Annotated in this window: 12 protein-coding genes; 8 read left to right on the forward strand and 4 right to left on the reverse strand. The window is 66.1% G+C overall.

Annotation, left to right across the window (positions count from 1 at the left end; all coding sequences use genetic code 11):
* Nucleotides 1-106 precede the first annotated feature (106 nt).
* Nucleotides 107-2,860, reverse strand: a complete 2,754-nt coding sequence (gene polA, locus ACV22Z_RS22920) for a DNA polymerase I (protein WP_448078558.1) — start codon at nucleotides 2,858-2,860, stop codon at nucleotides 107-109.
* Nucleotide 2,861: 1 nt separating this feature from the next.
* On the opposite strand from polA, the gene ACV22Z_RS22925 reads away from it, so the two are divergent.
* Nucleotides 2,862-3,614 (forward strand): LOG family protein, encoded by a 753-nt coding sequence (locus ACV22Z_RS22925; protein ID WP_448078559.1) that lies wholly within the window; start codon nucleotides 2,862-2,864, stop codon nucleotides 3,612-3,614.
* A gap of 409 nt (nucleotides 3,615-4,023) precedes the next feature.
* Nucleotides 4,024-4,320, forward strand: coding sequence for a hypothetical protein (locus ACV22Z_RS22930; protein WP_448078560.1), 297 nt, complete (start codon nucleotides 4,024-4,026; stop codon nucleotides 4,318-4,320).
* Between the two features lie 105 nt (nucleotides 4,321-4,425).
* Here ACV22Z_RS22930 and ACV22Z_RS22935 read toward each other — a convergent pair whose 3' ends face one another.
* On the reverse strand, nucleotides 4,426-5,952 hold the full coding sequence (locus ACV22Z_RS22935) for an AMP nucleosidase (RefSeq protein ID WP_448078561.1): 1,527 nt from the start codon (nucleotides 5,950-5,952) through the stop codon (nucleotides 4,426-4,428).
* A gap of 130 nt (nucleotides 5,953-6,082) precedes the next feature.
* Between ACV22Z_RS22935 and ACV22Z_RS22940 the strand changes: the two genes are divergently transcribed.
* The 5 genes from ACV22Z_RS22940 to ACV22Z_RS22960 all read left to right on the forward strand — a co-directional run bounded on the left by ACV22Z_RS22940 (nucleotide 6,083) and on the right by ACV22Z_RS22960 (nucleotide 9,578).
* Nucleotides 6,083-6,478: a hypothetical protein gene (locus ACV22Z_RS22940; RefSeq protein WP_448078562.1), complete on the forward strand. Its 396-nt coding sequence runs from the start codon at nucleotides 6,083-6,085 to the stop codon at nucleotides 6,476-6,478.
* A 112-nt stretch (nucleotides 6,479-6,590) separates the two neighbouring features.
* A complete protein-coding gene (locus ACV22Z_RS22945; protein ID WP_448078563.1) occupies nucleotides 6,591-7,589 on the forward strand; it encodes a homoserine kinase in 999 nt (332 codons plus the stop codon).
* A complete protein-coding gene (locus ACV22Z_RS22950; protein ID WP_448078564.1) occupies nucleotides 7,580-8,392 on the forward strand; it encodes a BPSS1780 family membrane protein in 813 nt (270 codons plus the stop codon). Before ACV22Z_RS22945 ends, ACV22Z_RS22950 begins: the two co-directional genes overlap by 10 nt.
* Nucleotides 8,393-8,556: 164 nt before the next feature.
* Nucleotides 8,557-9,009 carry a MarR family winged helix-turn-helix transcriptional regulator gene (locus ACV22Z_RS22955; RefSeq protein WP_448078565.1) on the forward strand — a complete coding sequence of 151 codons (453 nt, stop codon included), beginning with the start codon at nucleotides 8,557-8,559 and terminating at the stop codon, nucleotides 9,007-9,009.
* A gap of 149 nt (nucleotides 9,010-9,158) precedes the next feature.
* A complete protein-coding gene (locus ACV22Z_RS22960) occupies nucleotides 9,159-9,578 on the forward strand; it encodes an organic hydroperoxide resistance protein (protein ID WP_448078566.1) in 420 nt (139 codons plus the stop codon).
* A 110-nt stretch (nucleotides 9,579-9,688) separates the two neighbouring features.
* Here the strand turns inward: ACV22Z_RS22960 and ACV22Z_RS22965 are convergent, their stop codons facing one another.
* Nucleotides 9,689-9,865, reverse strand: coding sequence for a DUF3563 family protein (locus ACV22Z_RS22965; protein WP_006399432.1), 177 nt, complete (start codon nucleotides 9,863-9,865; stop codon nucleotides 9,689-9,691).
* 83 nt (nucleotides 9,866-9,948) lie between these two features.
* A complete protein-coding gene (locus ACV22Z_RS22970) occupies nucleotides 9,949-11,067 on the reverse strand; it encodes an extracellular catalytic domain type 1 short-chain-length polyhydroxyalkanoate depolymerase (protein ID WP_448078567.1) in 1,119 nt (372 codons plus the stop codon).
* A gap of 248 nt (nucleotides 11,068-11,315) precedes the next feature.
* Between ACV22Z_RS22970 and ACV22Z_RS22975 the strand changes: the two genes are divergently transcribed.
* Complete coding sequence (locus ACV22Z_RS22975) at nucleotides 11,316-12,014, forward strand: phosphatase PAP2 family protein (protein ID WP_448078568.1); 699 nt, start codon at nucleotides 11,316-11,318, stop codon at nucleotides 12,012-12,014.
* Nucleotides 12,015-12,122: the final 108 nt, after the last annotated feature.

Genomic DNA, 12,122 nt, shown 5'->3' on the forward strand with positions numbered 1-12,122 from the left:
ATCCATTGTCCGGGAGCTTGCGTATTGACGACAAGCAAACCAGCTCGATAAGTGACATCGCTGCAACAATATGTCGCAGGTCACGGGGAACGTGTATCGGTGTCGGTCAGTGCGCCTCTTCCCAGTTCGCACCGGCGCCCACTTCGGCGACGAGCGGCACCTTGAGCTTCGCGACGCCGCACATCATCTCCGGCAGCTTTTCGCGGACCAGCGACAGTTCGCCGTCGGGGACTTCCAGCACCAGTTCATCGTGCACCTGCATGATCATCCGCGACGCGAGCCCGTCGCGCGTGAGCCAGCCGTCGACCGCGATCATCGACAGCTTGATCAGGTCGGCCGCGGTGCCCTGCATCGGCGCATTGATCGCCGCACGCTCCGCCGCCTGGCGGCGCGGGCCGTTGCCGCCGTTGATCTCGGGCAGCCACAGACGGCGGCCGAAAACGGTTTCGACGAAGCCCTTTTCCTTCGCGACCTCGCGTGTGTCCACCATGTATTGCGCGACGCCCGGGTAGCGTGCGAAATAGCGGTCGATGTACAGCTTCGCCGCGTCGCGCGTGATGCCGAGGTTCGACGCGAGGCCGAACGCGCTCATCCCGTAGATCAGCCCGAAGTTGATCACCTTCGCGATCCGGCGCTGGTCGGTATTGACTTCGAGCGGCGTCACGCCGAACACTTCGGCCGCCGTCGCGCGGTGGATGTCCTCGCCGTGCGAGAACGCGCGCAGCAGCGACGCGTCGCCCGAGATGTGCGCCATGATGCGCAGTTCGATCTGCGAATAGTCGGCCGACACGATCCGGTGGCCCGGCTGCGCGATGAACGCCTCGCGGATCCGCCGGCCTTCGGCCGTGCGCACCGGAATGTTCTGAAGATTGGGGTCGTTCGACGCGAGGCGGCCCGTGACCGCGACCGCCTGTGCATAGTTCGTGTGCACGCGCCCCGTTTCCGGATTGACCATCCGCGGCAGCTTGTCGGTGTAGGTCGACTTCAGCTTCGACAGCCCGCGGTGCTCGAGCAGCAGCTTCGGCAGCGGGTAATCCTCGGCCAGCTTCTGCAACACCTCTTCGTCGGTCGACGGCGCGCCGCTCGGCGTCTTCTTCACGACCGGCAACTCCAGCTTCTCGAAGAAGATCTGGCCGATCTGCTTCGGCGAGCCGAGGTTGAACTCGCCGCCCGCCAATTCGTACGCCTGCGCTTCCAGCTCGACGAGCCGCGTCGCGATTTCGGTGCTCTGCGCCTGCAGGCGTTCGTTATCGATCAGCACGCCCGTGCGCTCCATCTTGCGCAGCACGCGCGACACCGGCATCTCGATCTCGCGATACACGCGTTCGAGGCCCGGTTCGCGCGCGACCTGCGGGTACAGCGCGTGATGGAGCTGCAGCGTGATGTCCGCGTCTTCGGCCGCGTATTCGGCGGCCTGCGCGAGCGCCACTTCGTCGAAGCCGATCTGCTTCGCGCCCTTGCCCGCGACATCCTCATACTTGATCGTCTTGACGCCCAGATGACGCAGCGCGAGGCTGTCCATGTCGTGCGTGCGGTGCGACTCGAGCACGTACGATTCGAGCAGCGTGTCGTGCTCGATGCCGTTCAGTTCGATCCCGTAGTTCGCAAGCACCTGTGCGTCGTACTTCAGGTGCTGGCCGACCTTCTTGCGATCGGTCGATTCGAGCCACGGCTTCAGCCGCGCGAGCACCTCGTCGAGCGGCAGCTGTTCCGGCAGGTCGGGGCCGCGGTGCGCGACCGGCAGGTAGGCAGCCTTGCCCGGCTCGACCGAGAACGACAGGCCGACGAGGCGCGCGGCCATCGGGTCGAGCGACGTCGTTTCGGTATCGAATGCCGTCAGTGCGGCTGCGTCGATCTTCGCGAACCACGCGTCGAACTGCGCCCAGGTCTGGATCGTGTCGTATTCGCGCGTGACGGCCGCCGCCACTACTTGCGCCGGCTCGCCGTCCGGCGCGTCGGCGCCGCCGCCTTCCGCGAGCGCGCTGTCGATCTCGCGCAGCCACGTCTTGAAGCCGTAGCGCGCGAAGATGTCGCGCAGCAGGTCGCGCGCTTCGCCGTCGGTCTTCAGCGACGCTTCGATCGATTCGAGATGCGGCGCGAGATCGCAGGCCGTCTCGACGGTCACGAGCGTGCGGCCGAGCGGCAGGAAGTCGAGCGCGCGGCGCAGGTTGTCGCCGACGACGCCCTTGATCTCGCCCGCGTGCGCGACGACGCCGTCGAGGCTGTCGTACTGGCTCAGCCATTTCACGGCCGTCTTCGGCCCGCACTTCTCGACGCCCGGCACGTTGTCGACGGTGTCGCCGATCAGCGCGAGATAGTCGATGATCCGCTCGGGCGGCACGCCGAATTTCGCGACCACGCCGTCGCGGTCGAGCGTCTCGTTGGTCATCGTGTTGACGAGCGTGACGTGATCGGTCACGAGCTGCGCCAGGTCCTTGTCGCCCGTCGACACGACCACGTTCATGCCCCGCCGCTCCGCTTCGCGCGCAAGCGTGCCGATCACATCGTCGGCCTCGACGCCCTCGACCATCAGCAGCGGCCAGCCGAGCGCGCGCACGGCACCGTGGATCGGTTCGACCTGCAACGCGAGATCGGGCGGCATCGACGGACGGTTTGCCTTATAGTCGGCATAGAGGTCATCGCGGAACGTCTTGCCCTTTGCATCGAACACGCAAGCGCTATACTCTGCACTGACTTCCTTGCGCATACGGCGCAGCATGTTGATGATTCCGTAGAGCGCTCCGGTCGGCTCCCCGCCAGGGCCACGCAAATCAGGCATCGCATGGTAAGCCCGATACAGATAGCTCGAACCGTCAACCAATAGCAGGGTCTTACCTTCCAGATTTCGTTCTTCAGGCATTATGAACAAGAGAAAAGTGATTCCGAGTCTGCGTTCGCTCGCAGATCAAGAACGCGCGACGGCCAAGAAGGCGCGCGCATCGTGGCAGATGTTCACGATTATGGCAGAGTTTATCGAGGCGACCGAGTACCTGTCGGAGATCCGCCCGGCTGTCAGCATCTACGGTTCTGCCCGTCTGAAACCCGATACGCCGAACTACAAACTCGCGGTGCAGATCGCGCGCAAGCTGTCGGACGCCGGCTTCGCGGTGATCTCCGGCGGCGGTCCCGGCATCATGGAAGCCGCGAACAAGGGCGCGCATGCAGGCAAGGCGCCGTCGGTCGGCCTCAACATCGAGCTGCCGCACGAGCAGGCCGGCAACCACTACCAGGACATCTCGCTGCGCTTCCGCCACTTCTTCACGCGCAAGGTCACGTTCGTGAAGAACTCCGACGCCGTGATCGTGATGCCGGGCGGCTTCGGCACGCTCGACGAGCTGTCCGAAGTGCTCACGCTGATCCAGACGAAGAAATCGCGCCTCGTGCCGATCATCCTCGTCGGCAGCACGTTCTGGCAGGGACTGCTGCAGTGGTTCCGCGACCAGTTGATCCCGATGGGCCTCATCAATCCGGAAGACATGGACCTGATGAAGGTGATCGACGAACCCGACCAGGTGCTCGACGCGGTGCTCGCGTTCTACGAGGACAGCGGCGAGGAAGAAGGCGAAGAAGAGCAACCGCCGCGTCCGGAAGAAGACCGGATGTTCTACCTGTAAGTCGCGCGGCCCGGGCCCGCTGCGCGAGGTCCGGGCATGCATCGCCCCAATGCGGGCAGCGCGTCGCGGACACGCTGCCGCAACACCGCCGGCCGCGCGCGACCGGCTGCATTTTGTAACGCTGCGTTAAGACTGCCGGCGTGAAAACGTCAAATCCGGCCGCCGTTCCATGCATGCTGCGCCACGGCAAATGCGTGCATGCAATGCGACTTTGTCAAATCGGTGCACACGATGTGGCCCTGCGCCGTCACCGCCCCCGCCAATCTGCAGTAACAAAACCCGCTCGCATTCCAGCCCGCACAACGGCACACTGCGCTCCAGCAGCGCCGCGTTGCGGCACGGAACGGGCCCGCAGCCTTGCCCGCCCCGCATCGACGCGCCCGCCCCTCACACCACTCGGGAAAACAACATGAAACGCTCACTGATCGCCCTTGCATTCGCCAGCGCCGGCCTCTCGCTGTCCGGCCTCGCCCATGCCGTGAACGTCGACGTGAACATCGGCACGCCCGCGCCGGTCATCGTCGCGCCGGCGCCTGCGCCCGTCGTGGTCGCGCCCGCGCCCGCCGTCATCATCGGCTGGCACGGCGACCGCTACTGGGACGGCCGCCGCTACTGGGAACGCCGCGAGTGGGAAGACTATCAGCGCCATCGCGGGCACGGCGGCTACCACTGCCCGCCGGGACACGCGAAGAAAGGCGAGTGCTGAGCAACTGACGTCCGGGCGCTCGCGCCCGGAGCCTCAATGAAAAGGCCGCCCGCGAACGCAGGTTCGCGGGCGGCCTTTGTCGTTGCGGGAACCGTGGGCGTGCCGTTACTGGAACGCCACTTCCGCAAAGCTCCGCAGCTTGCGACTATGCAGCTTGTCGAGCCCGTTGGTCCGCAGGATCTCCATCGCCCTCACGCCGATCTGCAGATGTTGATCGACCTGCCCGCGATAGAACTGGTCGGCCATCCCTGGCAGCTTCAGCTCGCCGTGCAGCGGCTTGTCCGACACGCACAGCAGCGTGCCGTACGGCACGCGGAAGCGGAAGCCGTTCGCGGCAATCGTCGCGCTTTCCATGTCGAGCGCGATCGCCCGGCTTTGCGACAGCCGCTGCACGGGCTCGCGGTGGTCGCGCAGCTCCCAGTTGCGGTTGTCGACGCTCGCGACCGTGCCGGTCCGCATCACGCGCTTCAGTTCCGCACCGTCGAGCTGTGTGACGTCCGCGACCGCGCGCTCGAGCGCGAGCTGCACTTCGGCGAGCGCCGGGATCGGCACCCACAGCGGCAGGTCGGCGTCGAGCACGTGATCCTCGCGCACATAGCCGTGCGCGAGCACGTAGTCGCCGAGGCGCTGCGTGTTGCGCAGGCCCGCGCAGTGGCCGAGCATCACCCATGCATGCGGCCGCAGCACCGCGATGTGATCGGTGATCGTCTTCGCGTTCGACGGGCCGACGCCGATATTGACCATCGTGATCCCGCTGCCGTCCGCGCGCTTCAGGTGATACGCGGGCATCTGCGGCAGGCGCGGCGGCGCCGAGCCTTCCGACGGCTCGCTGCCGAGGTTCTCGTTGTACGTGACGACGTCGCCCGGCTCGACGAACGCGCTGTACTCGCTGCGGTACGCGCGCACGTCGGGATCGTCGCTTTCCGTCATCATCATGCGGCCGAGCTTCACGAACTCGTCGATGTAGAACTGGTAGTTCGTATAGAGCACGTAGTTCTGGAAATGCGTCGGCGACGTCGCGGTGTAGTGGCGCAGCCGGTGCAGCGAGAAGTCGACCCGCGCGGCCGTGAACAGCGCGAGCGGGTGCGGCTCGCCCGGCGCCGGCTCGAACGTGCCGTTGACGATGCGGTCGTCGAGATACGACAGATCGGGCGTGTCGAAAACGTCGCGCATCGCGAGCAGGCTGTCGCGGTCGAGCTCGCCTTCGAGATGGATGCCTTCAGGGAACGCGAAGTGGATCGGAATCGGCTGCGACGACACGCCGACTTCGATCTTCACCTGGTGGTTCTTCGCAAGCAGCCGCAGCTGCTCGCGATAGTAGTTGGCGAAGAGATCGGGCCGGGTCACCGTCGTCTCGAACACGCCGGGGCCGGCGACGAAGCCGTACGAGCGGCGTGAATCGACGTGCGTGTTGACTTCCGTGCGGACCCGCACGAACGGATAGCACGCGCGCACGTGCTCGGTGATCGGTTCGTGGCGTCGATAGCGCGCGAATGCGTCGCGCAGGAAACCGGCGTTGGCCTCGTAGATGGCAGACAGCCGCGCGACGGCGGCGATCGGGTCGTCGAATCCTTCGACCGGCGGATTTTCCGGGGTCAGCATCCGGTGTCTGCGGCTCAAATCGTTCTTCATTTTCATCACCTCGTCTGATCAGATGACATTACCACGGAACCTTGTCAAGCTGCCGGTCGTCCCCTGCAAGCAAGCGGCCGGGCGACGCGCAGTATTTGCTAAAATTGAACGGTTAATTGGGAGAGTCACAATGAAGCCGCTCATTCTCGTCGCCGCTGCCGCCGCATTCGCCGTCGCCAGCGTCGCCCATGCCGCCGGCGGCACGCCGAGCGCCGACGCGCAGGCCCAGGCCGAAGCCAACGAGGCCGCCGGCCTGCCGGATCTCCGGAAGATCAATCGGCCCGGCGCCGAAGTCTCGTCCAAGGTCGATTTCAGCGACATCCGCCGCACCCCGAGCTTCCACACGGTCAGCAAGAACGGCACCGAAGTCACCGAATACCGCGACCGCGGCAAGCCGGTCGAGATCGACGTGAAGTCGAATTTCGGCACCCGCTACCAGATGAGCGCGTCGCCGGACACGTCGCCGAAGCCGCATGACGCGGGCGTCCCGATCACGCGCCTGCCGTCGGTCAACCTGCACTACTGACCCATCGCCCGCGCTGCGCCGGCCACGGCCGCGGCGCGCCGGCTCTTCCCGCATCCCTTTTTCGCGACGCACGCGACGCGCGTGCCCGCCAACCTGACCTGACGCATCTCGCATGGCCGTATTCACCGCTGTTTCCGACTCCGATCTCGCGCACTGGATGCGCCACTACGCGCTGGGCGACGTCGTCGCGTTCCGCGGCATTCCGTCCGGCATCGAGAACAGCAACTTCTTCCTGACGACGACGCGTGGCGAATACGTCCTCACGATCTTCGAAAAGCTGACGGCCGAACAACTGCCGTTCTATCTCGACCTGATGCGCCACCTCGCCGCGCACGGCGTGCCGGTGCCGGACCCGATCCCGCGCGACGACGGCGCACTGTTCGGCGAGCTGCACGGCAAGCCGGCCGCGATCGTCACGAAGCTCGACGGCGCAGCCGAACTCGCCCCCGGTATCGAGCACTGCATCGAGGTCGGGCAGATGCTCGCACGCATGCACCTCGCCGGCCGCGACTACCCGCGTGTCCAGCCGAACCTGCGCAGCCTCCCGTGGTGGCAGGAGAACGTGCCGGCCATCGCGCCGTTCGTGACGCCCGGGCAGCTCACGCTGCTCGAAGGCGAACTCGCCCATCAGGCGCACTTCTTCGGGTCCGCCGACTACGCGGCGCTGCCCGGCGGGCCTTGCCACTGCGACCTGTTCCGCGACAATGCGCTGTTTGCGCACGCAGCGCCCGACACGGGCCACCGCGTGCGGCTCGGCGGCTTCTTCGATTTCTATTTCGCGGGCTGCGACAAGTGGCTGTTCGACGTCGCGGTGACCGTCAACGACTGGTGCGTCGACCTCGCGACGGGCGCGCTCGACCCCGCGCGCGCCGATGCGCTGCTGCGCGCCTACCAGACTGTCCGTCCGTTCACCGCGGAAGAGCGGCGTCACTGGAGCGACATGCTGCGCGCCGGCGCGTACCGCTTCTGGGTATCGCGCCTGTACGACTACTACCTGCCCCGTGCAGCCGAAATGCTGAAGCCGCACGATCCCGGCCATTTCGAACGCATCCTGCGTGAGCGTATCGCGCATACGCCCGCGCTTCCCGAGACCCAAACCGCATGCAACTGATCGAAGTGCCCGCAAAGACGGGCTACGTCTGGTTCCGACAAGGCATCTGGCTGTTCCGCCGGAACCCGCTCGCGTTCATCACGCTGTTCTTCACGTACCTGCTGGCGATCACGCTGGTGTCGATGGTGCCGGTGATCGGCGCGGCGCTGCCGCTGCTGTTCATCCCGGGCATCGCGGTCGGCTTCATGGCCGCGTGCCGCGATACGGTCGCCGGCAAGCCGGTGATGCCGACGATTCTCGTCGACGGCTTCCGCTCGTACGGCCACGTCGCGACCCAGCGGCTGCTCGTGCTTGGCGTGATCTACGTCGTGTCGATGGTGATCGTGTTCGCTGCGTCGTCGGTGATCGACGGCGGAGCGCTGTTCCACGCCATGATGGGTGCGACGACCGACACGAGCCCGACGCCGGAAACGCTCGCCGCGCAGGGCACGCTCGGCGCGCTGCTCTTCGCGACCCTGCTCTACGTGCCGGTCTCGATGCTGTTCTGGTTCGCGCCGGTGCTCACCGCGTGGCACGACATTCCGCCCGCGAAGGCGCTGTTCTTCAGTATCGTCAGCTGCTGGCGCAACCGCGGCGCGTTCACTGTGTACGGCCTGCTCTGGTTCGGCGTCGCGCTCGGCACGTCGCTCATGCTGTCGCTGCTGCTGCAAGCACTCGGCGCCGGCGCATACGCGCTGACGATCATGATGCCGGTGACGATCATCATCGTCACGATGCTGTACTGCTCGTTCTACGCGACCTATCGCGGCTGCTTCGGCGTGCAGGAACCGGAAGCACCGACGAAGCCGTCGTCGGGCCGCTGATCCGTGCCGGCCGGCGCACGCCGCCGGCCGCACCTTGCCGACACCATGTCGCCGGCCTCGCCTTGCCGGCCCCACCCCGCCGGCCGCCACTGTTCAATCGAATCGTTTGCGCGCAAAATCATTTGCATGCAAATTGTTTGCGCCAACAGTGCGCACCTCGAATCATGGATCGCCTGCCCCTCCTGCCCCAGACGCTCGACGAGCAATTGTGCTTCGCGCTCTATTCGACTTCGCACGCGATGACGAAAGCGTACAAGCCGCTGCTCGACAAGCTGTCCCTCACCTATCCCCAATATCTCGCGATGCTCGTGCTGTGGGAACGCGACGACATCGCGGTCAAGGACATCGCCGCCCGGCTCGATCTCGACCCGGCCACGGTCACGCCGCTGATGAAGCGGCTGGAAGCGCTCGGCTACGTCGAACGGGTGCGCAGCGCGACCGACGAGCGCGTCGTGAACGTGCGCCTGACCGCAGACGGGCGCAAGCTGAAGGACAACGCGCGCTCGGTGCCCGCCGACCTGTTCTGCGCAATGCGTCAGACACCGGAGTTCCTGATCCGGCTGCGCGCAGACCTGAAGCAGCTACGCGACGCGCTGGCGGCCGACGACGACCGCTGACCGCTGATCGTTCGACCTGCCCGGCAAGCCCGGGCATTTTTTTAAAAATTTACTTTGCACACTAATGATTTGTGTTCTATATTTTGTCCGTGGCCGGCGGCATCCCGCCCGACCGGACCGCTTCCCACCTTTCCGACAGGAGCTGCACCATGAACATTCTGTACAAGACGAGCGCAACGAGCACGGGCGGCCGCGACGGCCGCGCGGTATCCGCAGACAACAAGCTGGAAGTAAAGCTCGCAGCGCCGCGCGAACTGGGCGGCACGGGCGCGGAAGGCACGAATCCGGAGCAACTGTTTGCTGCAGGTTACTCGGCGTGCTTCCTGAGCGCGATGAAATTCGTCGCCGGCCAGAGCAAGCAGGCGATCCCGGCCGATACGCAGGTCACGGCCGAAGTCGGCATCGGTCCGAACGACGCGGGCGGCTTCGCGCTCGACGTCGAACTGCGCGTGTCGCTGCCGGGCCTCGACAAGGACGCCGCGCAAGCGCTCGTCGAGAAGGCGCACCAGGTATGTCCGTACTCGAATGCGACCCGCAACAACGTGCCGGTACGGCTGACGGTGGTCTGACGCGACCTGCGCCGCGAATGCAAAAAGGGCGCGTGCGGCCCATTGCCGCACACGCCCTTCTTTTGCGTGATCTGCCGGATCGGCGGACCAGCCGGCCCGCCCGATGGCGTTTAACGCGCGCCGAACGAATACGGGCGATTCATCGCCGCTTCGCGATCGATCTTGCGCATCCGGAATTCGAGATCGTAGATGTCGGTTGCTTCGGACAGGTACGCCTCGGCACGCTCTTTCGCGGCCTGCTCGGCGTTCTTGGTCAGCATCAGGAAGAGGTGGCTCAGCAGGTACATGATCGATCTCGCAAATCCAAGGGTTTTTGACTAGGTGTTTTCCCGTATTATAGGGAAAACCCTAGCCCCTTGCCAGCACACAATCAGACCGTGCGTCGTTCCGCCGCCACAGCGCGACGATTCGCTTCGAAAAAGGACCAGATCATTGCGCTCGCGTCCGGGCCAAGCGCGGAGTGGAAAGGTACCGCTTCGTCGCCGCCCGCCCACGCGTGGTCGAGCCCCTTCACGTGGCAGAGACGCACGACCGACTCGCCGTCGCGGCGGTAATCGCAGATCTGCGCGCCCCCATCGCGCGCCTCGACGCGCTCGCCGCCGCGCAGCGCGCCGTGGCTGTCCGCCATCCCGTTCAGGCGCAGGAACTGCACCGCGAGCTGGTCGGCATTCTTCGGCGCGACGACGTGATCGCCGTCGCCATGCACGATCAGCGTGGGCATGCCGGGATATGCGTCGGCGCCGATCAGCGCGTCGACGGCCTCGGCCGGGTTCTGACGCAAGCCGCGCCGCATCACGTCCATCGCGGTGATGCCCGAATGGGCTTCACCGAGCGCAGGCCCCGAGTGCAGCGCGACCGCCGCGAAGCGGTCCGGGAAATGCAGCGCGAGCAGCGACGCGAGGCCCGCGCCGGCCGACAATCCCGCGACATAGACGCGCGACGCGTCGAAGCCGTGCTCATCGACCAGCGTGTCGACGAGCGACGCGACCGCGTGCGCCTCGCCACGGCCTGCGCGCTCGGTGTCTTCGTACCAGTGCCAGCAGCCATGCGCGTGCGCACGCATCGACTGTTCCGGATACAGCACCGCGAACCCATGCTGGTCGGCCAGCAGGTTCATCCGGGTGCCCTGCACGAATTCGTCGACGGTCTGCGTGCAGCCATGCAGCATCACGACGAGCGGCATCCTCGCACGCCGGCGACCGTGCGGCACGTAAAGGCCATAGGACAGATGCTGGACGAGGCGGCCGATCGCGGGCGCCATCGGATGTTCGCCGCGCGTCCACTGGCCGGCCGCCCACGCGGCCGCGCGCGGCCGCACCCGCGACTCGCGCACCGGTGAAGGTGACAGATCGGCAGCAGCAGGCGACGCGGCGGCAGCGTCGATCACATCGCGCGTCATGCGCTGGGCATCGCGTGTCGCGCGTTTGGCCGAAGGGGACAGCATGCGTTTCATGCCGCTCACCCACATTTTCGTCAGACTTTTGGTCATCGATCGGGCTCGCATTCAGAAATTGGGGACGCCACGAATGACGTATCGTTCGACTTTGTGCAATGCACAATAACATTGTTTGTGGGATTTATCCTGCTCGCGGATAGTTCCCGCGCCCGCAAAAAACGGGGCGCATGCGCGCACGCGGCTATACTGGTATTTCGCCGCTTGTATCCGTTGTAGTCGCTGTGCCCGGCTCGCGCGTTGATTAAGCATTCCGTCCCGCCCCTGCTTGCTCTCCTCTCCCGATGTTCGACCTGCCGTCTCACCTGTGGATCTCGATCACCGCGTTCGGTGGCGCCGGCCTGACGCTGCCGCTTGCCGTCACCATCGCCGTCTGGCTCGCGCTCGGCTATTCATGGCAGCGCGCCGTAGCCTGGCTCGCCGTGCTGACGGCCGCGATCGGCGTCGTCGCGCTGACGAAGATCGCATTCCTCGGCTGGGGCATCGGCATCCGCGCATGGGATTTCACCGGGTTCAGCGGCCACGCGATGCTGTCCACGTCGGTTTACCCGGTCGTGATGTTCCTGATGCTGATCCGCGCGCGCACGCCGGTGCGGCTGCTCGGCATCGCGCTCGGGCTTGCCGCGGGCGTCGCGGTCGGCGTGTCGCGCGTTGCGCTCGCCGCGCATTCGCCATCCGAATCGATCACCGGCTGCATCGTCGGCGCCGTCGCGGCGCTGGTGTTCATCTACGGCTCGTGGCGCGCCGAGCCGCATCGCTGGTCGGTGCCGGCAGTCGTCGTGAGCCTCGCGCTCGTGACCGTCGCGTTGCACGGCATCACCGTTCCGTCGCACCGCTGGGTGACCAAGGTCGCACTGGAGTTGTCCGGCCACGAACGGCCGTTCGTGCGGGCGCGCTGGAAGGCCAACCCGAACTACCATCCGGCGTCGCAGCCGTCGTCGCTGCAGCGCACCGGTTCGCAGGCTCGCCAGCTGCACGCGTAGGCTCCGTCAGCACCGTCCGCGCGTGCCGCGCGGCCGGCCGCGCACATCTCACCCCACGCCCTCTACCGCTCATGCCCGCCGTCGCATGAGCAATATGCGAACCGTTAT

This window comes from Burkholderia sp. PU8-34, from assembly GCF_053427725.1.

Excerpts from the sequence above, each read along its gene's own strand:
- polA (WP_448078558.1), bottom strand. The coding sequence starts at position 2,860 with ATGCCTGAAGAACGAAATCTGGAAGGTAAGACCCTGCTATTGGTTGAC.
- ACV22Z_RS22945 (WP_448078563.1), top strand. The coding sequence starts at position 6,591 with ATGGCCGTATTCACCGCTGTTTCCGACTCCGATCTCGCGCACTGGATG.
- ACV22Z_RS22930 (WP_448078560.1), top strand. The coding sequence starts at position 4,024 with ATGAAACGCTCACTGATCGCCCTTGCATTCGCCAGCGCCGGCCTCTCG.
- ACV22Z_RS22975 (WP_448078568.1), top strand. The coding sequence starts at position 11,316 with ATGTTCGACCTGCCGTCTCACCTGTGGATCTCGATCACCGCGTTCGGT.
- ACV22Z_RS22950 (WP_448078564.1), top strand. The coding sequence starts at position 7,580 with ATGCAACTGATCGAAGTGCCCGCAAAGACGGGCTACGTCTGGTTCCGA.
- ACV22Z_RS22955 (WP_448078565.1), top strand. The coding sequence starts at position 8,557 with ATGGATCGCCTGCCCCTCCTGCCCCAGACGCTCGACGAGCAATTGTGC.
- ACV22Z_RS22965 (WP_006399432.1), bottom strand. The coding sequence starts at position 9,865 with ATGTACCTGCTGAGCCACCTCTTCCTGATGCTGACCAAGAACGCCGAG.
- ACV22Z_RS22935 (WP_448078561.1), bottom strand. The coding sequence starts at position 5,952 with ATGAAGAACGATTTGAGCCGCAGACACCGGATGCTGACCCCGGAAAAT.
- ACV22Z_RS22960 (WP_448078566.1), top strand. The coding sequence starts at position 9,159 with ATGAACATTCTGTACAAGACGAGCGCAACGAGCACGGGCGGCCGCGAC.
- ACV22Z_RS22940 (WP_448078562.1), top strand. The coding sequence starts at position 6,083 with ATGAAGCCGCTCATTCTCGTCGCCGCTGCCGCCGCATTCGCCGTCGCC.
- ACV22Z_RS22925 (WP_448078559.1), top strand. The coding sequence starts at position 2,862 with ATGAACAAGAGAAAAGTGATTCCGAGTCTGCGTTCGCTCGCAGATCAA.
- ACV22Z_RS22970 (WP_448078567.1), bottom strand. The coding sequence starts at position 11,067 with ATGACCAAAAGTCTGACGAAAATGTGGGTGAGCGGCATGAAACGCATG.